The sequence below is a fragment of the Paenarthrobacter sp. RAF54_2 genome, assembly GCF_052113945.1.
Classification (GTDB): domain Bacteria; phylum Actinomycetota; class Actinomycetes; order Actinomycetales; family Micrococcaceae; genus Arthrobacter.
In genome coordinates this window covers 1-22,599 of sequence record NZ_JBFRDV010000025.1, presented here as the reverse complement: position 1 = coordinate 22,599, position 22,599 = coordinate 1, and the positions used below count along the sequence as shown (strand labels likewise).

19 protein-coding genes, 1 pseudogene and 1 riboswitch are annotated in these 22,599 nt (G+C 62.6%); of the genes and pseudogenes, 4 read left to right on the top strand and 16 right to left on the bottom strand.

Features of this window, described 5'->3' with window-relative positions:
* The first annotated feature begins 14 nt into the window (after positions 1–14).
* The gene (locus AB4Y87_RS21055) at positions 15–1,169 is read left to right on the top strand and encodes a winged helix DNA-binding domain-containing protein (RefSeq protein ID WP_442006210.1); all 1,155 of its coding nucleotides are present in this window, start codon (positions 15–17) and stop codon (positions 1,167–1,169) included.
* A gap of 43 nt (positions 1,170–1,212) precedes the next feature.
* The gene (locus tag AB4Y87_RS21050; protein WP_442006209.1) at positions 1,213–1,674 is read left to right on the top strand and encodes a hypothetical protein; all 462 of its coding nucleotides are present in this window, start codon (positions 1,213–1,215) and stop codon (positions 1,672–1,674) included.
* Between the two features lie 28 nt (positions 1,675–1,702).
* Here the strand turns inward: AB4Y87_RS21050 and metX are convergent, their stop codons facing one another.
* Entirely contained in the window at positions 1,703–2,824 is a 1,122-nt protein-coding gene (gene metX, locus AB4Y87_RS21045; protein ID WP_442006208.1) for a homoserine O-acetyltransferase MetX, read from the bottom strand.
* 14 nt (positions 2,825–2,838) lie between these two features.
* A riboswitch (SAM riboswitch) is annotated at positions 2,839–2,953 on the bottom strand.
* 139 nt (positions 2,954–3,092) lie between these two features.
* Positions 3,093–4,409 carry a bifunctional o-acetylhomoserine/o-acetylserine sulfhydrylase gene (locus AB4Y87_RS21040; RefSeq protein WP_442006207.1) on the bottom strand — a complete coding sequence of 439 codons (1,317 nt, stop codon included), beginning with the start codon at positions 4,407–4,409 and terminating at the stop codon, positions 3,093–3,095.
* A gap of 227 nt (positions 4,410–4,636) precedes the next feature.
* On the opposite strand from AB4Y87_RS21040, the gene AB4Y87_RS21035 reads away from it, so the two are divergent.
* Positions 4,637–5,275 (top strand): VOC family protein, encoded by a 639-nt coding sequence (locus tag AB4Y87_RS21035; RefSeq protein ID WP_442006206.1) that lies wholly within the window; start codon positions 4,637–4,639, stop codon positions 5,273–5,275.
* Positions 5,276–5,398: 123 nt separating this feature from the next.
* Here AB4Y87_RS21035 and AB4Y87_RS21030 read toward each other — a convergent pair whose 3' ends face one another.
* Complete coding sequence (locus AB4Y87_RS21030) at positions 5,399–6,172, bottom strand: CPBP family intramembrane glutamic endopeptidase (RefSeq protein WP_442006205.1); 774 nt, start codon at positions 6,170–6,172, stop codon at positions 5,399–5,401.
* 112 nt (positions 6,173–6,284) lie between these two features.
* On the opposite strand from AB4Y87_RS21030, the gene AB4Y87_RS21025 reads away from it, so the two are divergent.
* Positions 6,285–6,941 (top strand): histidine phosphatase family protein, encoded by a 657-nt coding sequence (locus AB4Y87_RS21025; protein WP_442006204.1) that lies wholly within the window; start codon positions 6,285–6,287, stop codon positions 6,939–6,941.
* A gap of 10 nt (positions 6,942–6,951) precedes the next feature.
* Here AB4Y87_RS21025 and AB4Y87_RS21020 read toward each other — a convergent pair whose 3' ends face one another.
* The 13 genes and pseudogenes from AB4Y87_RS21020 to AB4Y87_RS20960 form a co-directional block, all read right to left on the bottom strand.
* A complete protein-coding gene (locus AB4Y87_RS21020; protein ID WP_442006203.1) occupies positions 6,952–7,743 on the bottom strand; it encodes a DeoR/GlpR family DNA-binding transcription regulator in 792 nt (263 codons plus the stop codon).
* A gap of 23 nt (positions 7,744–7,766) precedes the next feature.
* A complete protein-coding gene (locus AB4Y87_RS21015) occupies positions 7,767–8,621 on the bottom strand; it encodes a class II fructose-bisphosphate aldolase (RefSeq protein ID WP_442006202.1) in 855 nt (284 codons plus the stop codon).
* The gene (locus tag AB4Y87_RS21010) at positions 8,603–9,604 is read right to left on the bottom strand and encodes a 1-phosphofructokinase family hexose kinase (RefSeq protein WP_442006201.1); all 1,002 of its coding nucleotides are present in this window, start codon (positions 9,602–9,604) and stop codon (positions 8,603–8,605) included. Before AB4Y87_RS21010 ends, AB4Y87_RS21015 begins: the two co-directional genes overlap by 19 nt.
* The gene (locus AB4Y87_RS21005; protein ID WP_442006200.1) at positions 9,601–10,581 is read right to left on the bottom strand and encodes an ROK family protein; all 981 of its coding nucleotides are present in this window, start codon (positions 10,579–10,581) and stop codon (positions 9,601–9,603) included. Before AB4Y87_RS21005 ends, AB4Y87_RS21010 begins: the two co-directional genes overlap by 4 nt.
* Before the next feature lie 9 nt (positions 10,582–10,590).
* Positions 10,591–11,508 carry an SIS domain-containing protein gene (locus tag AB4Y87_RS21000; protein ID WP_442006199.1) on the bottom strand — a complete coding sequence of 306 codons (918 nt, stop codon included), beginning with the start codon at positions 11,506–11,508 and terminating at the stop codon, positions 10,591–10,593.
* A 189-nt stretch (positions 11,509–11,697) separates the two neighbouring features.
* The gene (locus AB4Y87_RS20995) at positions 11,698–13,074 is read right to left on the bottom strand and encodes a TrkH family potassium uptake protein (protein ID WP_442006198.1); all 1,377 of its coding nucleotides are present in this window, start codon (positions 13,072–13,074) and stop codon (positions 11,698–11,700) included.
* Between the two features lie 79 nt (positions 13,075–13,153).
* Positions 13,154–15,140: pseudogene (locus tag AB4Y87_RS20990) on the bottom strand (amino acid transporter).
* A gap of 82 nt (positions 15,141–15,222) precedes the next feature.
* On the bottom strand, positions 15,223–15,600 hold the full coding sequence (locus tag AB4Y87_RS20985; RefSeq protein ID WP_442006197.1) for a hypothetical protein: 378 nt from the start codon (positions 15,598–15,600) through the stop codon (positions 15,223–15,225).
* An 18-nt stretch (positions 15,601–15,618) separates the two neighbouring features.
* Positions 15,619–17,595, bottom strand: a complete 1,977-nt coding sequence (locus AB4Y87_RS20980) for an amino acid transporter (RefSeq protein WP_442006196.1) — start codon at positions 17,593–17,595, stop codon at positions 15,619–15,621.
* A gap of 122 nt (positions 17,596–17,717) precedes the next feature.
* The gene (locus AB4Y87_RS20975; protein ID WP_442006195.1) at positions 17,718–18,401 is read right to left on the bottom strand and encodes a response regulator; all 684 of its coding nucleotides are present in this window, start codon (positions 18,399–18,401) and stop codon (positions 17,718–17,720) included.
* Positions 18,398–19,927: a sensor histidine kinase gene (locus AB4Y87_RS20970; protein WP_442006194.1), complete on the bottom strand. Its 1,530-nt coding sequence runs from the start codon at positions 19,925–19,927 to the stop codon at positions 18,398–18,400. The genes AB4Y87_RS20975 and AB4Y87_RS20970 overlap by 4 nt, the downstream gene beginning before the upstream one ends.
* A 33-nt stretch (positions 19,928–19,960) precedes the next feature.
* The gene (gene hutI, locus AB4Y87_RS20965) at positions 19,961–21,199 is read right to left on the bottom strand and encodes an imidazolonepropionase (protein WP_442006193.1); all 1,239 of its coding nucleotides are present in this window, start codon (positions 21,197–21,199) and stop codon (positions 19,961–19,963) included.
* An 11-nt stretch (positions 21,200–21,210) separates the two neighbouring features.
* Complete coding sequence (locus AB4Y87_RS20960; RefSeq protein WP_442006192.1) at positions 21,211–22,308, bottom strand: NAD(P)/FAD-dependent oxidoreductase; 1,098 nt, start codon at positions 22,306–22,308, stop codon at positions 21,211–21,213.
* Positions 22,309–22,599: the final 291 nt, after the last annotated feature.

Genomic DNA, 22,599 nt, shown 5'->3' with positions numbered 1-22,599 from the left:
GAAAGAGCTCCGCGATGCACGCTGACATTTCACTGACGCCAGAAAATGTTGTGGATTTCAGGCTTCGGCGACAACAGTTGCGGGCTCCCTACGGTGAAAGCATTGATAACGTGCTGCGAAACCTCCTTGCCGTGCAGTCGCAGGAATTTCCCTATGCAAGGTGGAGCCTCGCCCAGCGAACGACCGGCACCACCGCCGACGAGGTGGAGCAGGCGGTGGCTGACGGCAGGATCCTCCGGACGCATATCCTGCGGCCAACGTGGCATTTTGTGCATCGTGAGGACCTCGGCTGGTTGATGGGGTTGTCTGCGGATCGCCTTCATCAAGGCAACAAGGGCATGTACAGGCAGACGGGAGTTGATGAGCATGCCGCTGCCAGGAGCGGAGACATCCTTGCCGAAGCCTTGGCCGGTGGAGCCCACAAAACCCGCGAAGAATTAGCCGCGGTACTGGAACAGGCGGGTTTCCCCGGGAAAGGACTTGGCCTCGTTTACCACCTCATGCACGCAGAGATCAGCAAAATCCTGGTGAGCGGTGCGCCGGTCCGTTCTGCAGGAGGTGCACTGAAACAGACATACGCCTTGTTCCAGGAACGTGTGTCCGCCACGGGCAACGTGCCCTTGATTGGGGACGACCGCGAATGGGCTTTGGGTCAGCTGGCGCTGCGATACTTCACCAGCCGGGGGCCTGCCACCATCAAGGACTGTGCCGTCTGGTCCGGACTGACCATGAAGGATGTACGGCTTGGCTTGCAGGTAGCTGAAGAGTCCCTTCCGGGCGCCTTGGCAACTGTGGCGATTGACGGCCTGGACTTCTGCTTGCCAGCAGAAGACGTCGAACCCATTTCAGCGACTCCGCCAGCTGCCGCTGGGCCGCCGCTCCCCCGGGTCGATCTCATCCAGTGCTACGACGAGTACGTGATGGGCTATTCCCAATCGAGGCACTACCTCGGCGGAAGGGCGCCTTATTTCCCGGAGGGCGATGCTCCCATTCACGTCGTGTTGCTGGAGGGCAGGCTGTCCGGATGGTGGCGCCACGGCTTCTCCGGTGGGATCTGCGAACTCGACGTCAGAGTAAACCGACCCTTCACAACAGCGGAACAACAAGCGTTGGAGGCCGAGGCGGAACGCTACGGAAGGTTCCTGGGCATGAAGGCAAAGCTGGTGTGAAAGTGCGGGACTAAGCTGGGTTAAGACCTAGGAGGCCTGCACCGTGAACAATCTGATCTTCTGGATCATCGTCTGCTCGTGGCTGATTCCCATGGGGATCCGCCTTTACAACAGGTCCCGGGCGCGGCGGCTCCAGGACCGTAATTTCCAAGACCGCAACTTCCCCGGCCAGAACTACCCTGCCCAGAACTACCCGCCCCAGAACTACCCTGGCCCCGGCTATCCCCCGCAGAGCTACCCACCCCAGAATTATCCGGCACAGGGATATCCCACCCAGAACTACCCGGGCTATCCGGGCGAGCCAATCCACGTCCGCCCTGCCGATGCACCGCCGCCGGCAGGACCCCCGTCGAACGCTTCTTCATCTACGTTCCCCAGCCACAGCGGCTCTGAGCAGCAAGGCTTCCGCGCGCGCAAACTGGCCGAACTGGACCTCAAGTTCAGCAACGGCGAGATCGCCATGGAGGACTACATGAAGCAGCGCGGCGACATCATGAACGGCTGAGCTGGCCTAGGCGAAGAAAGCCTGGCCGTTAGGCGAAGAAGGCCTGATGCAGTTGGACAGACAGCTGCCCGATTTCGGTGAGGAAGCCATCGTGCCCGATGGGAGCCTCGATCACGTGGACGGGCACATTGCCTGGCAGGTTTTGTGCCAGTTCCAATGACTGGGCCGGGAAATAGAGGCGGTCGGAGTCGACGGCAGCCACAAAGAATTCAGCAGTGGCGCCGGCCAAGGCTTCCCGCAAGGTGCCCCGGCCCCGGGTGATGTCGTGGGACATGAGTGCCTCGGTGATGGCAATGTAGCTGTTCGCATCGAACCGGCGCACCAGCTTGGTGCCTTGGTGGTCGAGGTAGCTTTCCACCTGGTAGCGGCCGCGCTCCCCCAGGACCGGGGCGGCCAGGGGCGTCTCCTGGTGCTGGGCTTCCCGCCCGAAGCGGAAATCAAGCTCCAGTGCTGATCGGTACGTGATGTGGGCTATCCGGCGGGCCAGGGCAAGGCCCGCCTCAGGAGTTGGTCCACCGTAGTAATCGCCGTTCTTGAAGTTCGGGTCCTGGCGGATGGCGAGTGTCTGCGACTGGGCGAAAGCGATTTGCTCGGCTGTGCTGTAGGCCCCGACGGAAATAACTGCGCACCGCTGGACACGCTCAGGGAAGGTCACAGCCCACTCAAGTGCCCGCGCCCCACCCATGGAACCGCCAAGGACGGCGTGCCATGACTTGATCCCCAACGCATCCGCGAGACGGGCTTCAGCCACCGTGCTGTCGCGCAAAGTGATCAGGGGGAACCGGGATCCCCAAGGCCGTCCGTCCGGCGCCTCCGACGACGGGCCTGTGCTGCCGTAACAGCCGCCCACAATGTTGATGGAAATAACGAAGAACCGGTTGGTGTCGATCGTCGCGCCGGGGCCAACGAGTTGTTCCCACCAGCCTTCCTCATCAGTGGCGCCGCGGGCCACGTGGGTGCTTCCCGTCAGTGCGTGCTGAACGAGGACAGCATTGGACGCATCCGCGTTCAACTGCCCCCAGGTTTCGTAGGCCAACACAACATCCGGGAGAAAGCCGCCGGCTTCAAGTTCCAGCGAACCTACGCCGGCGTACTTGACCGTCCCGTCTTCTTTGCCCGGTTTTGGGGGTGCTGTAGCAGTAATGGTCATTCCTTTGACACCTAACCTCGCGCTTGCCTGCCGCCTTGCGTGCGACAGGCCAGGTCTTCACCCGGGGCACCCCACCGCGGAGGAGGGTTGCCGGCCAGCAAGCCGGGGCTGTCACTGGCACTCATGACCTAATACGTAGAGTCTAGGAAAAATACCGCTGTTTTGGCGAAGAATGTGACAGCTGTGTGACGGTTTGGGGTCCCTTCGTTCAGGAACACGCACCGTGAAGGGCCGCCCGGCGAATTTTCGTCGGCGGGCGGCCGCTCCTCTAAGCGCCCTTGGCAGCCCTGAATCCGGCCTCCAGATCCGCGATGATGTCGTCCACGTGCTCGATTCCCACGTACAGGCGGACAAGGCCTGGATTCACGCCCGCAACCAGTTGCTGCTCGACCGTGAGCTGGCTGTGGGTAGTCGACGCCGGGTGGATAACCAGCGAGCGGACGTCACCGATGTTGGCAACATGGGAGTGAAGCTCCAGGCCATCGACGAATCTCTTGCCGGCCTCGATGCCACCCTTGATGTTGAATGCCACCACGGCACCGGTACCCCTGGGCCCGTACTTACGGCCACGGTCGTACCAAGGGCTGGACGGCAGACCCGCGAAGGCGACCGATTCGACGTCCTCGTGGGCTTCCAACCATTCCGCCACTTTGGTGGCGTTCGAGACGTGGCGCTCGACGCGCAGGCTCAGGGTTTCCAGGCCCTGGGCGATGAGGAAGGCGTTGAACGGGGAAACCGCCGAACCCAGATCGCGGAGCAACTGCACGCGTGCCTTAAGAATGTAGGAAAGGTTGGCTCCGAGTGCGCCGTCCTTGCCAAGGTCCCGGGCGTAAACGAGTCCGTTGTAGCTGGGGTCCGGAGTATTGAATCCAGGGAAGCGCTCCGGGTCCTTGCCGAAATCAAAGTTTCCGGAGTCCACGATCACGCCGGCGATCGCCGCACCGTGGCCGCCCAGATATTTGGTAGCCGAATGCACCACAATATCGGCACCCCATTCGATCGGACGGATGAGGTAGGGGGTGGAGAGGGTGTTGTCCACGATCAGTGGCACACCAGCCTCATGCGCGACGCGTGAGATACCCTCGATGTCCAGCACGTCCTGGCGCGGGTTGGAGACGACCTCACCAAAGAACAGCTTGGTGTTGGGCTGCACGGCGTCGCGCCACTGGTCCAGGTTGTCCGGGTCTTCCACGAACGTCACGGAGATACCGAACTTCTTCAGCGTGTGGGCCAGCAGGTTGTAGGTGCCGCCGTAGAGGCTGGGGCTGGCGACGACATGGTCACCGGCCTCGGCAATGTTCAGGATGGCGAAGGTTTCTGCGGCCTGTCCTGAACTGAGGAGCAATGCGCCCAGCCCGCCTTCAAGGCTGGCGATCCGCTGCTCCACGGCATCCTGCGTCGGGTTGCCAATGCGCGTGTAGATCGGGGCGAGTTCAGCCAGCGCAAAGCGGTTGGCTGCGCTCTCTGCGCTGGGGAACACAAAGGAAGTGGTCTGGTAGATCGGAAGCGACCGCGCCCCTGTAGCAGAGTCAGGCTCCTGCCCTGCGTGGATCTGGCGGGTTTCGAAAGACCATCCTTGGGACATTGAATTCTCCTCTTAGTGGCGCGCGGGTTTGCCGTTGATCGCTGTAGGCGTGGGCTGGGGCCAGTCTAGGAAGCGTTCGGGCACTTGGACAGCTTTGTGACGCAGGCAGTATGTTTCGGTCTTCACGCGACCCGGCGTGAAGGGCTCCGCCCRGCGCTCAATAAGGTCCCACGTTAGTTAGGCTTCCCTTAGCTGAGACCCCGATCACAAAGTGCCAAGATGAAGCCATGCGCATGGATCACGTCTCTTACGCTTGTGAACGAGATGGCCTTTTGGCCACTACCGAACGAATTTCCGCAGCTCTGGGAGTGGACGCAGTCCGGGGCGGAGTGCACCCGCGCTTCGGTACCCGGAACATGATCATTCCCTTGGCGGATAACAAATACCTGGAAGTCGTGGAGGTCCTGGACCACCCTGCTTCTGACAAGGCACCCTTTGGCCAGGCAGTCCGTGCACGCTCGGCGGCCGGCGGCGGTTGGATGGGCTGGTGCGTCGCCGTTGACGACCTCGCCCCCTTCGAAAACCGCCTTGGCCGTTCCGCAGTTCCGGGCAACCGAAAGTTCCCGGATGGCCGCGAACTCGTGTGGCAGCAGATCGGCATTCTCGGCTTGATCGCCGATCCCCAGGTGCCGTACCTGCTCAAGTGGGAGGGCGACCCCTCACTGCACCCGTCCAAGGTCTATGAGAGTGACGTCAAGATGTCCAGCCTCACTATCGCAGGCTCGGCGGAACGCGTTACCGAATGGCTGGGCGAACCCGTTGAGAAGCCGCTCGAGGACGTCGCCGTCCAGTGGATGGCTCCGCACGGTACGCCTGGCATCATGTCCGTCACCTTCGAAACCGCCACTGGCGCCGTCACCATCTGACGCTTACCTTCCCTGGGGCTTGCTCCCCTCCCGGTCCAGCGTGTCCGGTCAAGCTTCGGCCGCCATCAGCGGGTGCCAACGACGTCACCCACCGATGGCGGCCGAATTTCTTTAACCTTGCGCCTAACCCAGGCCTATGGCCTTGCCGAAGAGGCTGAACCCAACGAACGCGACAATGTCCAGCAGCGCATGGGCAATGACCAAAGGCATTACCCGCTTCGTCTTGGTATAGATCCAGGCGAAAACCAACCCCATCGCGAAGTTGCCGATGAACGGTCCGAAGCCTTGATACAAGTGGTAGCTGCCGCGAAGGGCCGCGCTCACAACGATGGCCAACGGGGTACTCCAACCGAATTTTCCGAAACGGTCCATGAGGTATCCCACGACGATCACTTCCTCAACGATCGCGTGGCGAACCGCGGAGAGAATCAATACAGGCACGGTCCACCAGTAAGCCTCCAGGCCGCTGGGCACAATGGCGGTGGTGATTCCGAGTGCGCGACCGGCCGCGTACAAGCCAAGGGACGGGATGCCAATGGCGGCTGCGAGTCCCAGTCCGTGCAAAAGGTCCTTGCCGGGGCGTGCCAAGTTGAACCCCAACCGGGCAAAGCCTGAGCCACCTGCACCTTCCCGGCCACCTTGGGCATGCGATGACAGGAAATAGAACACCAGGACCACCGGCACCAAGGCGAAGATAATGTCCAGCAGTTGGTAGGTGAGGTCGAAGTACTCGCGGGTGCTTTGGGACCTGTTAAGCGTCGAAGTTGCCTCGGACAACGGCGCGCGTGTCATCTTGTCCAGAAGTTGCACCACGGAGTACACGGCTGATTGGCCCAGAGACAGGCCCAGTACGATGAGTACTTCGGCGCGCAGGCGGCGGCGGGAAGCAAGGAGCATGTACCTATCTTGCCTGCAGTTCCTGCCACTTTGCCGTGAACTGCGCACGTTCCCGCTCCACCCGTAGGCAGACCCTATGCTTGGTGGGATGAGTGCCCCAGGGAGAATCTTCATGATCCGGCACGGCCAGTCCGCCGCGAATGCCGACACGTCAATCTACAACCGTGTGCCGGACTACCGCATCCCGCTCACCGAACTTGGAATTGAGCAGGCACGGATAGCCGGCGAGGCCCTCAGGCGGAAGCTCGACGGCGAGCAGGTCTGCGTCTACGTGTCCCCCTACTTGCGGGCATACCAGACTCTTGAGGCGTTGGACCTCGGCCCGCTGATCGAGCGCGTGATCGAAGAACCCAGGCTACGCGAGCAGGACTGGGCCAACTTCCAGATCGCCGGGGAGATCGAGGACCAGAAGGAGCTTCGCAACCTTTACGGCCACTTCTTCTACAGGTTCCGCGAGGGCGAGTCAGGCTCGGACGTCTACGACCGCGTGTCCTCGTTCATGGAGACCCTTTACCGCCACTGGCAAAAGCCGACGTACGCCCCAAATACCCTGCTGGTCACCCACGGACTGACCATGAGGCTGTTCTGCATGCGCTGGTTCCACTGGACTGTTGAGTATTTCGAGTCACTGAACAACCCGGACAACGCCGAACTACGCACACTGATAAGGACCGACGACGGCCAGTACAGTCTGGACGAACCGTTCAGCCAGTGGGTGCCAAGGGATGTTGACGATTCAGTGCTTCACGCGCCGAGAATGCGTTTCTAGCAGGAAGCACTTAGTTGCCGGGGGCGACGATGACTTCCGTGCCCTTGGCTTCGAACGCAGCCTTGTCCGCGGCGCTGATCCCGGCGTCCGTGATGAGGTGCCGGAAGTCATACCCGGCCATGGCCGCAAAGGAGCGGCGGCCCACCTTGGAGGAGTCAGCCAGCACGTAGGATTCGGTGGCCCGGCGTGCCATGACGGTGTTCACCATGGCTTCGCCTTCATCGGTGATGGTGGGGCCAAGGTCCGGGTCAACACCATTGACCCCTATGAACGCAATGTCCAGGGCGACCTTCTGCATGATCACATCGGTGTAGGGCCCCACGAGCTCATAGGAGCGCGGATTCAGGATTCCCCCGGTGACCATGATCTTGATGTTCGGACGAACGGCGAGCTGCGAGGCAATGTTGATCGCATTGGTCACCACCGTGAGAGTGGGCCTGTTGGACGGCGCGTTGAGGTCCTCACGGGTGGACAACAGTTGCGCCAGCGCCGTGTTGGTGGTTCCCCCGCTCAAGCCGATCACCGCTCCGGATCGGATCAGGGCCGAGGCGGCCTGGGCGATCTCCTGCTTGGCCAAGGCGTGGTCGTCACGGTTGTATCTGCCCGGGAGATCGTAGGACACGGATCCGGTGGTGGCGCCACCCCGCGTACGGCTGAGCAGCCGTTGTTTTGCAAGGCTGTCCAAGTCCCGGCGCGCCGTGGCCGGTGACACGCCAAGCCGCGTCACGATGTCCTCGACTTCCACATGGCCGGATTCGGCCAGGAGGTCAAGGATGGCGGTCAGCCGATCGGTGCGGGTCATGACGAGCCTTTCGCGGGGTCTGGCTATTTCGCTTTGGCGAACAGCGTGAGCATACGTGCGGATTCCAGCACCAGTGCGTCCCGGCCGGCCTTGATGTACTTCCGGGAATCCACCACTGCAGGGTTGGCATCGAGGTACTCACGGACGGCGCGGGTGAAGAACCCGTTCAAATGTGTGGATACGTTGATCTTAGTCATACCTGCGCCGATCGCAGCTACGAGCATCTCGTCTGTGACGCCTGAAGAGCCATGCAGGACCAGCGGTTTTCCGACCGCCGACTTCAGCCGCGTAATCAGGTGCAGGTCCAGTGCTGCGCTGCGTTCGGTCATGGCGTGGGAGGAGCCAACGGCCACTGCGAGCGCATCCACACCCGTTGCTTCAACAAACGCCTGCGCCTCGTCGGGGTCGGTCCGGACACCGGGTGCATGGGCGCCGTCCTTGCCTCCCACTTTGCCGAGTTCGGCCTCCATGTAAACGCCTCGCTCGTGGGCGTAGCGGGCTACCCGTTGCGTGACTTCGACGTTCCACTCATAGGGCAAGTGCGCGCCGTCGAACATTACGGAGCCAAAACCGAGGTCCACGGCCGCGATGGCGAGGTCCTCGGACTCGGCATGGTCCAGGTGAACGGCAACGGGCACCGATGCGTCGCGGGCGATCGCCAAAGTCGCCACAGCAATCGGCTCAAGTCCACCGTGATACTTTGCGCAGTTCTCCGAAATCTGCAGGATCAGCGGAACACCCGCTGTCTCGGCACCCGCCACCAGCCCCTCCGCTGTTTCCACGTGGATGACGTTGAACGCGCCTTGGCCCGTACCGCTGGCCACGGCCTTGTCCATCAATTCCCGCGTGCTGACAAGGGTCACCGGGTCTCCTTCCATGTCACGATCAGTTGGTCTTCAAGTTCCTGGTATCTCGGCGAGATCTCGCCTGCTGCGGGCATGAGCACAGCGGCGGCGGACCAGGCCGTAGCCCGGCGGAGAATCTCGCGGGGTTCGGTAACGCCTTCGGCGAGGGCGACGGCGGCAGCCGCCACACCGGCGTCGCCCGCCCCTGTGGGGTTGCCGCTCAGGGGCTCGGGGAGGCTGGCAGTCCAGTAACCGCCGGGAGCCGCGTGGTCGAAGGCGAGCATTCCGTCCGCGCCGGCGCTGACGAGGACGGTGCGGGCACCCATGGCAATCAGCGAGAGCGCAGCGGCTTCGACGCTCGACTGCCCCGTGGCTTCCGCGAGTTCGTGGTGATTCGGTTTCAGGACATCGGCACCGGCCTGGGCGGCGGTGATGATTCCGGGTCCGGAGGTGTCAATGATGGCCGGGATGCCGGCGTCGTGCGCCAGCTTTACGAGGGACGAGTAGAAATCGGCAGGTGCGTCCGGCGGAAGGCTGCCGGAACCCACCAGCACAGCTGCCGGAGCTTCTCCGGCATCGCCGCGTACGGCTTTGACGACGGCGGCGGTCAGTGAGCGCCAGTCGTCCGGCAGGAGCGCCTGGCCTTCCTCGTTGAAGATGGAGGTCTCGCCCGCGACGGTGTCCACGAGCGCGATGCTGCGGCGGGTCTCGGCGGCGACAGACACCAGCGCGTGGGGCACGCCGCTGGTCCAAAGTTCGGCAGCCAGGGTCTGTCCAGCGGCTCCTCCGGTAGGAGCAATGGCCAGCACGGGATGGCCCACTTGATGAACCACCCTGGCAACGTTGAGCCCTTTGCCACCGGCGCGGCTGATGGGTGTGGGGACCCTGTGGCTGGCGCCTTCGGTGATTCCGTGGACAGTGTAGGTCATGTCGATGGCGGGATTGGGGGTCACGGTGACAATGCGGGTTGCTGCGTTCCGGGAGGGGCCGCTGCCTGCTGCCTCGACGCCGGTCATCTGGCACCATCCAGGAGCGCACGTGCGTTCAACGCCGCGCCAAGGAGCCCGGCGTCCTGGCCAAGCTGGGCTTGGATGAGGCGTGGGCGTCGTTGGAAGTCCAGGATCTGGTCAACCCGGGCGCGGAGCGGTTCCAGGAGGTCCTCGCCTGCTTCGGCCAGGCCTCCCCCGATCACTACCGCTTCAGTGCCGATGATGTTCACGCACTGGCAGATGGTGAAGGCGAGGGCGTCCACCGCATCCGCCCACACACGGGCAGCCATGGCATCTCCATTTTGGGAGCGGAGCAGGACGTCCCGGGCACCGTCCACGATGTTGCCCGACTTCCTGCTGTATCGCTTGGCGATGGCGCCTGCCGAACCCACGGCCTCGAGGATGGTGGCCCCTGGTGCGTTAGTTCCGGGTGCTTGAGTTCCGGCTCCTTGAGTTCCGGCTGCTTCAGTTCCGGCGTCGGGGTCCGGTACCTGGGCGTGGCCGAGTTCACCGGCGAAACCATCGGCCGTGACGGCCACACCACCGGAGAAAACGGCGGCGGCGATTCCGGTGCCCACCACCATGACCACGACGTCGTTGAACTCCTTGGATGCGCCAAAGGTGTGTTCCACCGCAGCGGCCGAGCGGACGTCGTGATCGAACGCCACGGGAAGCCCCAGCCTCTTCTCTGCCTCGGCGGTGAACGGGAAATTGCGCCACCCAAGGTTCGCGGAGTAGATCCCGATTCCTCCCACGGAATCCACAATGCCAGGGACGATGACGCCCGCTGCTTTGGCCGGGATATCCGGAAACTCAGAAGCAAGCTGGCGGGCGAGCTCCGTCAGCTTGTCCAGTACGGCTTCCCCTGGGTGCGATGGATCCAGGGGCGTGGGGACCCGGCGCATGCCCAGGACGTTTCCAAAGGCATCCACGAGTCCGGCCTTCACGTCTGTACCGCCGACGTCGAAGGCCAGGACTGCTGATTCTGCATGCCCGAGAACCATGATGAGTGCCTAGGCGGAGGCGTCGAGAATGACGGAGCGCGTCAGGTTCCGGGGCAGGTCCGGGTTGAGGCCACGGACGCGCGCACGTTCCAGGGTCACTTTGTGAACGCGGGCCAGTTCAGCCAGCGGGTGCTTGTCCGTGTGGATGTACAGGGCACCCGTGGCGGCCATGTCCTTATCAAGGCCCTCAGGCTGTGCGCCAAACAACCAGGTCACGCGTCCTGGCGCAGCGATGGAGATGGGACCATGGCGGTATTCCATGGCCGGGTAGGACTCGGTCCAGCCCTGAACGGCTTCGCGCATCTTAAGTCCTGCCTCGTGGGCCAGGCCGACAGTCCATCCTGTACCGAGGAACGTGAATTGCTCAGCATCCAGAAGTTCCTGTGCCACGGGACCTGTCACTGCATCCCGTGCGTCCTCGATAGCCCGCTTGACGTCAATCCCAAGGCTGGTGAGCAAGTAAACCAGCGCCGAGGTCGCGAAGCGGGTCTGCACCACGGATCGCTCATCTGCATACGGGAGTCCGATCACTGCGTCGGCCAGCTGAACGATTGGCGAGGACGTATCGCCAATAATCGCAACAGTGGGGACGATGCCCTTCAGCCCTGCCAGGATCTCCAGCACCTCAGTGGTGGTGCCGGACCGCGTAATGGCCACAACGGCGTCGTACTGGCGATCCGCACTGTTGCTGTTCAGGAAAGCCTCCGACGCCGCGAAGGCATCCGTCACGCCTTTGCCTGCGGATTCACGGGCGGCAGCATAGCTCTGGGCCATGAACCAGGACGTGCCACAGCCGATGACGGCGATCCGCTGGCCGTCGGCGGGAAGCAACTTCTCAGCACGGGCCTGGTCGATGGCCCGCTGCCAGACGTCGGGCTGTGATACCAGCTCTTCTTCCATGAAGGCGCCCAGTGTGTTCTCGCTCATCGTGTGTTTCGCTCCTGCTCAGCCAATGACGTTTTATGATCTATAGAAACACTAAACGATCAGTTTCGATCTCACAAGGATCATCTGCAGGAGTGGATCCGGTAATTGGGCAGCCCAGTAGTCAGGACGATGCGAAGTGCTGGCAGGGGAAACGGCGACGAGCAGCAGGGAAGGCTCAACCTGTTCCAGTCAGCCGATGATTGGCCGTTCTTCGGGCAGGTTGAACAGGCGCGGGCGTGAAGATAGGGCGAGTGCCGAAGCGACCGTCACGGTGCCGATGCGCCCCGTAAACATCAGAACCATAAGTACCCATTCAGCCGATGGAGGAAGGTTGTACGTGATTCCTGTGCTCATTCCGACTGTGGCGAAAGCCGAGATGGATTCGAACAGGACTTTCTCAAGGCTGTAGTCGGTGAACATGAGCAGCAGCATGGTTCCGGTAATGACAGCGCCGATGCCAAGCAGAGCCACCGAAAGGGCCTGCCGTACCGAGGCAGGGCTGATGGACCGGTGGGCTATGGTCACATCGTCCCGTCCCCGGACTTCATTCCAGATGGCGAAAGCAAGGAGGAGGAAGGTCGTGATCTTGATTCCACCGGCAGTTCCGGCGCTTCCCCCTCCGATGAACATCAGAATGTCGCTGACCATGAGCGTCTCCGGTGAAGCCACTCCGTAGTCGATGCTGTTGAATCCCGCGGTGCGCGGGAACACGCTTCCAGCCAGGGAACCGACGATCTTTCCCGGGATGGACAGCGGACCCAGGGTTTCGGCCCTGTTCCATTCGAACGCGGCGAACAACACGAAGCCGGCTATGAGCAGGAAGACAGTACCGAAGACTGTGAGGCGCAAATGTACCGTCCAGTTCCGGACCCGCAGTCCCCCGCCGTTGAGCAAATGGATGAGTACGGGAAAGCCGAGACCACCGGAAATGATGGCCAGGCAGATGGGGACCAGGATGTAAGGGTCTTCGCGGAAACTGATGAGGTTGTCGCTGTAGAGCGCGAACCCGGCGTTGTTGAAGGCGGATACTGCGTGGAAGACGCCATGCCACAGCGCAACGGCTGGGTTGGAGTCGTAGGCGAGCCAGAACCTGACAGCCAGGATTGCAGCCGTTACCGCTTCAAAAACGACCATGATCCTTGCAACGCGAAAGAGCACGGAGCGGACGTCCCCGAGGTTGAGGGTGTGCGTTTCTGACTGCACAACAAGCTGGCCGCGCAAGCCGATGCTTTTGCGGACGAGCAGCGCCAGCAGGGTCGCGAGCGTCATGATGCCGAACCCGCCAACCTGGATGAGCGCCAGAATCACGACATGCCCGAAAGGTGTCCAGTAGGTTGCCGTGTCAACGGTAACCAGGCCCGTGACACACGTCGCGGACACGGCGGTGAACAGTGCCGTCATGAGGGTGGCTGGATCAGTGCCGTTGCGGGAGACTGGCAGCATCAGCAGGGCTGCGCCGAGGAGGATGACCGCCAGGAAAGCGAGGGGTACTGAGCGGACGGGATGTGAGAGGGCGCGCCTGAGGACGTTCTCACGGCGCGTCTGTGGGTCACGGTGCTTCCACAACGTGCGTCCGTTGCCGTTCCCGGTGTGGGATGGTCCGGGAGTCCGGCCCCGGGGCTTTGGGTTAGCCGATGGCTTTGGGTTAGCCGACATGGATGCCTGGGCGAAGGTCGGGATCGGGTTCGTTTTCGCGGATGATTTCCCGGACCACGGGTGCGGTGTCCCCCCGGCCCAGCAACAGGTATCGCATCAGGTGTGCCAACGGGTTGCCTTCAGACCATTCGAAATAGGCGTGGGGACGGACCCCAGTGGCGTTGCGCAGAGCCAGGAGGATCGCAGCAATCGCGTTCGGTGCGGCGGGGCTTTGGGCTCGCAGGATGCGGTGACCGGCAACTTCGACGCCGGTGACGGTGAGTGTGTCGCTGAAGCTGGAGGGGGTCACTAACATCGATTTCCAGGAAAATGACGTCGGCGGAGCCAGGGACCGGGTTCAGTTCGCGCTGGTCGGTTTCCTTCGCCGCGTATTCGGCAGCATCCCGTGCCTCGGGGCGGTTGGCGATGAGGTTGAGCCGGCCGTCGTAGTCGAGGGAATCTGCGATAAAACGACGCGCATTCTCGTCGAATTCGATGCGGTCCACGCGCAACTCGGTCGTCCGGCTGACCCGGGAAACGAGCGACACAACGATGATGCCCAGGATGAAGAAGCCGGAGATGGTGAGTCCATCAGGTTTCTCAATGACATTCGCTATCAGTGCGTAGAGCAGAATGAGCGTCAGGACTGTAAAGCCGATTGCTGCGGGGCGTTGTTTTCGCCGGAGCGCGGAGATGGTCACGGCAGCCGATCCAGAGACCATCATGGCGAGGATCCCCGTGGCATAGGCCCCTGCCTGGGCGTTCACGTCTGCTTTGAAGCCGATGGTGATAAGTACGCTTAGGGCTGTGTAGACGAGGACGACGGGACGCACCGCCCGGGTCCAGTCCGGCGCCATGCCGTAGGACGGAAGATAGCGCGGGACGATATTGACCAGCCCCGCCATTGCCGATGCCCCGGCGAACCAGAGGATGAGGATACTGCTGATGTCGTATACAGATCCGAATCCTTCACCGAGCCTTTGATGTGCCAAGTAGGCAAGGGCACGGCCATTGGCTGCCCCGCCTTCCTGGAATGCTTCTGCTGGTATCAGGACGGTCGTGACGAAACTGCTGCCAATCAGATAGACGCTCATGATCACGGCAGCGGTCGTGAGGAGTTTGCGGGTGTTCCTGATACGGGCGGCGAGCCGTTCCTCGGGAGTCTTACCCTTCGCTGAGACCAGGGGCATCATGCTGACGCCGGTCTCGAATCCCGAAAGGCCCAGGACGAGGAGGGGGAAGGCTATAAGGGCAGGCAGGATCAGTCCGCCCAGGCCGCCTCCCGACGCGGCAGTCAGCGCTTCGGACCACGAGGACAAGAGCGCCGGGGAGGCTGCGATGTCCACGATCCCAACGCCGATGATGATGGCGTTCAGTCCCAAAAACACCGCCACGAGCGGGATCGCCACGGCGACGGCCTCACTGAAGCCCATCAGGAACACTCCGCCCAGGATCAGCAGGAGTACCACCGTCACTGCCACTGCTTGGCCTTCCAGGAACGGCGGAAGGAAAGGGTTCTCCAGAAGGTGGACCGTTGCGTCGGCCGCGGACAGGGTGATGGTGATAATCCACGATGTCGCAACAAAGCCGAGAAGGACGAGTACGAAAATTTTGCCGCGCCAGAAAGGCAGCAGGTTCTCCAGCATGGCCACGGATCCCTGTCCGTGGGGGCTTTCCTTTGCCACCCTTCTGTACATCGGCAGCATGCCCAGCAAAGTCAGGGCGACGATTAACAGTGTTGCCAGCGGGGACAGGGCACCCGCCGCCAAGGCTGCTATGCCGGGCAGGTAGGACAGCGTTGAGAAGTAGTCGACGCCCGTCAGGCACATGACCTTCCACCAGCTTTGTTGCGTGGCGTGATCCTCAACGGATTCAGGACCGACGGGCTGATGGACGCGGTGTTCCAACAACCATCGCACCAGCGGATTTCCTGAGTGCTGTTTGCGTTCAGGAGTTGGGATGCTGTCCGGAATGTCCTTCCGGGCCGATGTTGTCACTGCCTCGTCTTCCTGTCTGCCAACGTGATCTCCGGGAGCGTAGCACCGGAGAAAATGTTGGCACAGGAAAATCGGGAAACCTTTACGGTTCCTTTACGCCTCGCGGGATGCTTGCGGCAACCCTTGCCGCCTCTTCGTAGCTGGAGGGTGCTTGCTGACGGAAGGCAGAATCAGCATCTTCGCGGAGCACGTCGGAGGCCAGCACCCGGACGTGAACAAGCTCGTCGTAGGCTTCGCTGCAGCCCAGGACATCTCCACGGACCTTGGGTCCGTGAGAACCCGGGTCAGGAGATACCTGGAAAATAATCCACCAGGCATCTCCCGCTTCGTCCCTGAAGAGGTAGCCCGCCGGAGGGCGATAGGCTGCGCCGTCTACTCCGCGGCCTCCGTAATCCTCCACTGAGTCCGGCGGGGCAGCGAACCTCAGTCCGCCGTCGGTATCTTCTTGATGCGGGCCCATCCGCGAACACCTCCTTGGTCAGCCGACGTGGACCCAGGGGCGTTGGGTGACATCGGGCACTGCCTCCCGCAGCACTTCCCTGGTGACAGGAGCAATTTCGCCCTCGCCCAGGAAGAGGAAGCGCAGGAGGTTCGTGAACGGATTTCCTTCGGTCCACCGGAAGTAGATGTGGGGCATGAGCCCGGTGACGTCCCGGATGTGAAGCAGGACTGACGCGATGGTATTCGGTACGACGGGACCGTGGACCTCCAGGATCCGGTACCCGTGCCGCGTCACGCCGTGTACTTGCAGTTCCGTTTCGAAGTCCGAGGAATCGTCGACGATCACTTCGAGGAAGATGGCTTGTTGTTCCAGGGGCAGATGGCTGACCTCGATCGCTGAGGTGAGCTTGTCCCGGTACGCTTCGGCGGTGAGCCGGAGCGGTTCGTGGGCGATGATCGCGATGGGTCCTTCGAGGGTGTCGGACATGAATTCCAGGGCCTGGCGGTCCAAGTGGACGCGGGTGGCGTGGAGTTCGAAGGAGCGTCGGATGCGGGAGAGCAGGGAAATCACGATGATTCCCAGGATGAAGATTGCCGCGATCCTGATGCCTTCGGGGCGTTCGAAGATATTGGCGATGGTGGTGTAGGTGAACACCAAGGAGATGATGCCGAAGCCGATGGTGCGTTTACGCTGCCTGCGTCGGCGCGCAGAGAGCGTGACGGCAACGGCCGCGGAGGTCATCAGCACCAGAACGCCGGTAGCGTAGGCGCCGCCCTGGGCATCGACGTCGGCTTCAAAGAGGAAGGTGATGAGGAAACCGACGAGAGTGAAGACGAGCACCAGTGGGCGGACGGCCTTGGCCCACCCGGGGGCCATCCCGTAGCGCGGCAGGTACCGCGGGACGAGGTTCAGCAGTCCTGCCATGGCGGAGGCCCCGGCGAACCACAGGATGGCGATGGTGCTGATGTCGTAGATGCTGCCGAATCCGACGCCGAGATACTCGTGGGCGAGGAACGCCAGGGCGCGGCCGTTGGCTTGGCCGCCGGGTTGGAATTCCTGTTCCGGGATCAGGACGACGGTGATGAAACTGGTGGTGAAAAGGAATCCGCTCATGATGACAGCGGCGGTTGTGAGCATTCTGCGCGTTCCGCGGATGCGGCCCGCCGGGTTTTCCTCGGTGTCGGCCTCGTCTCCCCGGACCTGGGGCATGACGGCGACACCTGTTTCGAAGCCTGAGAGTCCGAGGGCAAGCTTGGGAAAGACGAGCAGAGCGATTCCCACGACCATGATCGGGTCCCCGTGCGAGGTCCAGAGCGCGTTCCACCACCCGCCCATGGCGACCGGGTGCGTGAACACCTGTGTGAGGGTCACGACCACGACTATGGCATTGAGGCCCAGGTAAAGGACGACGAGGACAACAGCGACTCCGATGGCTTCCTTGAAGCCGCGGAGGAAGACGGCAGCCAGCAGCGCCAGGAGGAAGAGCGTGACGAGGATGTTCTGGCCCTGCAACCAACCGGGGGCGACAGGGTTCTGAATGAGGTGTGCACTTGCGTCGGCGGCGGAGAGGGTCATGGTGATCATGAAGTCGGTTGCGGCGAACCCGAGCAGGATGAGGACGAAGAGCTTGCCGCCCCAGCGTGGCAGGAGCCGTTCAAGCATCGCGATGGAGCCTTCGCCACGGTGGCTTTCCCGGGCGACGCGGCGGTAGACGGGCAGGGCGCCCAACAGGGTGACGGCAATGAGCACCAGGGTCGCCAATGGTGAGATCACGCCGGCGGCCAGTGCCGCGATCGCGGGCTGGTAACCCAGGGTGGAGAAGTAATCGACGCCGGTCAGGCACATGACCTGCCACCACGGATGCTTCTTCTCGTTGGCCGCGGTTATTCCGCCGGGGCCCTGATGGGTGCCTTTGCTGTCCTGGAGCCCGAACAGCAGCCAGTTTTTCAGCGCGGCTTTTCCGGCTGGCTTGGGCGCCGAAGGGTCAGCAGGGGGCCTGCTCAACGTGGTCATTATTTCCTTTCCGCGCGGCACAATGCGCCGCGGTCACAGCCGAAGCTAACACCAAGGGAAAGCATCAAACCGGGAAAGGCGTTTCTATTTACGAATCATTTACACCCCTTCCGCGCCGCCGGTTACGGCTCGAAGCGATAACCCATCCCGGCTTCGGTGAGCAGATGCCTGGGCCGGGCAGGGTCGGCTTCAAGTTTGCGGCGCAACTGTCCCATGTAGACCCGGAGGTAATGCGTTTCTCCGTCGTATCCCGGGCCCCAGATCCTGGCCAGCATCTGCTGCTGGGTGATGAGCCGTCCCGGGTTACAGACCAGCAGTTGCAGAATGGCCCATTCCCGCGGGGTGAGCCGCACTGATGCGCCGTCGCGGGTCACTTTCTTCTTTTCAAGGTCCACTGCGAAGTCCCCGACGTCGACGATCACGACTTGATCGCCGCCGTCGGACGTCCCGAGACGGCGTTCAGCGACGCGCAACCGTGCCAGGAGTTCGTCCAGGCCAAAAGGTTTCGTGACGTAGTCATCCGCACCGGCGTCGAGGGCACGGACTTTGTCCACGGACCCTTGCCTGGCGGAGAGGACAATGATGGGCGTGCTGCTGGAACGACGGATCCTGGTGATGACGTCAACGCCGTTGATGTCCGGCAGTCCAAGATCCAAAACAATAATTTCCGGATGGTTGACCTCGGCATGCTGCAGAGCCGTGGTGCCGTCCATTGCGGTGAGCACCTCGTATCCCTCGGCGCGCAGATTTACCTGCAAAGCGCGTAGCAGTTGGGGTTCATCGTCTACGACGAGCACGGTTCTCATGCCTCACCTCGTTCCGCGCTGCCGGATGCGGGATGCGCATTCCCGTCGCCGGTGGAAAGCGGAAGGCGGATGGCAACCGTCAGTCCCCCTCCCGGTGTCGGTTCAGCCTTCAGTTGGCCGCCCATCGCTTCGGTAAAGCCTTTCGCAACAGCCAGTCCCAGTCCGATGCCCAAGCCAGCCGGCGCGTCGTCCAGCCGCTGGAACGGCTCAAACATGGCGATCACGTCCGAGGCCGCCACACCCTGGCCGTGGTCCACGATCCGCAGTTCTCCGCAGGGGCGTCCTTCAATCGTGGCCACCCCTGAACCATTGGCAGGTCCCACGATGACGATATCCGAACCTGCTGCATATTTCAGGGCGTTCTCGACGATATTGGCAATGACGCGTTCCAGCATGCCCAGGTCGGCATCAATGGCTGGAATGTTCGGAGCCAGATCGATCCGGATGGCTCCTTCCGGCACTCCCCGCAGCGCATCTTCGATGGCATCACGCCACGTCACCGAGGAGGTGAGCGGGGCAGTGGATCCGCTGGAGATCCGTGACATGTCCAACAGATTGTCCACCAAGGAGTCAAGGCGGTCCGCGTAGGAGTCGATGGTATGGAGCATCTCGTCCTGTATCTCGTCGGGAAGCCGTCGCTTCTGGCGCTGCAGGGCGGTCACGGCCAGCTTGATTCCGGCCAATGGTGTCCGCAAGTCATGGCTGACAGCGTTCAGAATGGACGTCCGGATGCTGTTGCCCTCAGCCAGTTTCGTGGTCGTCTTCAGCCTGAGCTGGAGTGCATAACGCTGCCTTAGTAAAAGCAGGTGGGTCGCGTGGGCCGCCAGCAGCCGCCGCTCGCCGGCAGTGAGTGGCCTGCCAGAGACCACAAGGGCCGTATCGGCATCTGCCATTTCATAGGCCCCGGCCCCTGAATCAGCCGAACCAGGAGGCTGTGGCGGCGCTTCTCCTGATTGCTCCTGGAGTTCCCAGCCATCCCTTGTGCTGGAGGTTCCTGTACCGGAGGTTCGGGTAAATAATCCCACCGAGCCCACCTGGAAGGTCTCACGGACCTTATCCAGAAATGTCGCAATGGTGTCGTCCTCAATCAGTGCGTTCCGGGCCAAATCCAAGAGTGTCGCCGCCTCGGCACGGGCATGAATAGCCTCCTGGGCCCGCTTGGCCGAGAGCCCTACCACCAGGGACACAGCAATCCCCGCACCCAGGAACACGAGCACGGCAAACAGAATCTGCGGATCGCTGATTCTGAAAGTCCCGACCGGTTCGGTCTCGAAATAATTCAGCAGCAACGAGTCCAGAATCGCGGCCAGCACCGCAGGCCATAGACCGCCGATGAACGCCACCGCCATCACCCCGGTCAAATGCACGAGGACATGGGTGGCAAAGTTCAGATCCGGGGCAAAAGACATCAGTGCGGTGACCAGAACGGGGATGAGCACCGCCAGGACAAAACCCGTCGTGGTCCTGGCCCGGCCCAAGTCTCCCGGCGCCGCCCCCGGAAATATGCGAAGAATTCCCCTTGCCATGTCCACAGTCTGTCAGCTGTGCCAGGGGTCTTGTTAGACGGCCCGAACGCCCGCCCGCCACACCGAATGCGTCAGCGGGATCCCCGGCCGGTACGCGAGGTGCGTGGCCGATGGCGCCTTCAGCATGTGAAGGTCCGCGCGATGACCGACGGCGAGCGAACCAACCGCCCGTTCACCGTCGACGTCGTTCCCGGACTCGCGGCCCAATGCCAAGGCGCCGCCGTACGTCGCCGCCCGAACGGCCTCGTGGACACTGAGGTGCATCTGCAGGACCGCCGTGGTGACACAGAACGCGATGGAACTCGTGTACGACGTCCCGGGGTTGCAGTTGGCGGCCAGGGCGATCTGCACGCCGGCATCGATCAGCTCCCGGCCCGGTGCGAGCGGCTGTCGCGTGGACAAGTCACAAGCGGGCAAGCACGTTGCGACGGTTCCACGGGCGCCACTGCCCGTAGCCGGGTCCCAGCCCTTCCAGGTTCCCGCCAGCGCGTCAATGTCCATCTGCGAAAGATAGTTCACGTGGTCCACGCTGGCGGCCCCGAACTCCACGGCCAACGCAACGCCTGGCCCCTCGCCCAGCTGGTTGCCATGCACGCGCAGCCCCAACCCCGCGTCCCGGGCAGCCCTAAGGACCCTGCGGGACTGCTCTTCCGTGAACGCACCGCGCTCGCAGAACACATCCGCCCAGCGCACATGCGGCAGGACGGCGTCGAGCATTTCACCGCAGACCAGGTCCGTGTACTCCTCCGGATCGGACCCGGCCGGCACCAGGTGCGCGCCGAGGTAGGTGACCTCGTCCACCAGAGCCGCGGCGATGCGTGCACTGCGGGCTTCGTTCTCCACGTCCAGGCCGTAGCCGGTCTTGCTCTCAAGGTAGGTAGTTCCCTGCGAGACGGCTTCAGTGACACGGTCCCTCACCAGAGTCGTCAGTTCATCGTCACTGACGCTGCGAGTGGCACCCGTTGTGACGGCAATCCCGCCGGCGCTGTAGCTCTGACCGGCCATGCGGGCCTCAAACTCGGCTGTGCGATCACCGGCGAAAACAAGGTGGGAGTGCGAGTCGACCCAGCCGGGCAGGACGGCGCGGCCTTCGGCGTCGATCTTTGTATCGGCCCCGGGAGCGTCGTTGCTGGACCCGATCCAGGCAATGCGCTCGCCTTCGAACACGATCGCGGCATCTTTGAGGACACGATGCTCCAGATCCTGGGTCATCAGCTCGCCGATGTTGGTGATGAGAGTGCTGTTTTGTCCTGGACTGCTGATTACGCTCATGTCCCTATTGTTCAGCGCCGGATGGACCAGCGAACGGCCGCAAGCTGCTCAGCTGTCCGGGATTCCGGACTGTCCTCTTTTACCTCGCCCAGAATCAGGGCCGCCGCCAGCTCGGCAATGGCCGAGGACGTCTGGAAACCGTAGCCTCCCTGACCGGCCAGCCAGAAGAAGCCCTTCGCTTCGGCGTCGAAACCAACCACCGGGATTCCGTCCGCAGCTTCTGTCCGCAAACCCGTCCATGCACGATCCACTGACCGGATGCCCAAGGTCGTCAGTGAGTTGAGCCTGTCGACGAGTTTGTCCACATCGCCGGCATACGGTTTAGCGTCTTCGGCCCCGCTGGGCACGGTTTCCGATGGCGAGATGAGCACCTGATTGCCCTCGGCCCGGAAGTAGAACGAGTGGTCGGCTGCAGCGACCATTGGCGTTTGCGGCGTCAGCGATTGCTCGACGTTCACGATCGCCGCAGTCCGCCTGTAAGGCTGCAGGCCCAGCTTCTCCACACCGCTGATGACGGCCAACTCATCCGCCCATGCACCTGCGGCATTAACCACGACGGCGGACTGGAAACCTTCCGTTCCGGCACCCACCTGCCAGCCACTTCCGAGACGCTGGGCCGAGTGGACACGCGCACCGGTGATGATGTCAGCTCCCGCCGCCTGAGCCCTCTTCCGGTGATCTTCCAACAAGGCCGGTGCATTGCAACCAAACGAGCCATCGTCCAACCCCGCGGCCTGGAACGAGTCCGGCTTCAGGACCGGGCAGAGCTGCATGGCTTCTGCGTGGGTGATTGTGTGCATGTTGCCGCTTGCCTCTGCCCGGACTGTTTCCTCATCGCCCACCAGCATGAACCTGCGCGGGGTAAGGACGGGCTCAGGAAGTTCGGCGTCGCGGGCCCTCATCAGCTCCAGGGTCCGGACCGTGAGTTCCTGCACTATGGGCGGCCCGTAACTCGGAATCAACTGGCGGGCCGAACGCGAGGACGTGTGGAAGGCCAACGACTGCTCGGCCTCCACCAGTGCAACGGTGCACTTCCCTGCGAGCGCGGACGCCAGGGAAAGCCCCGCAATGCCGCCGCCAACGATTACCACGTCATAATTCGAAGCCATGGCTCCATCCTGTCAGACGGCACGAGGGGTGCCCATCCCTCTCTCACATCCAACCCCCAACGGCCGGATGTTCCTTCACGTCCAACCCCCAACCGCCGGATGTTCTCTCCCTTGCGTCAAGAAAGGGATAGTGCGCTCGTCAAGTTTTTGAGACAGTTCTCGTTGTTGTTGGTTAGGCGGCCAGGGGTTCCTGGGCGCTGGTGTGGTGGTTTGCGTGGGCTGTGGCTGGTGGGACGCCGCCGGCGCGGCGGTTTGGTCGGCGGCGGTTGTACCAGCCCTCTACCAGCCCTC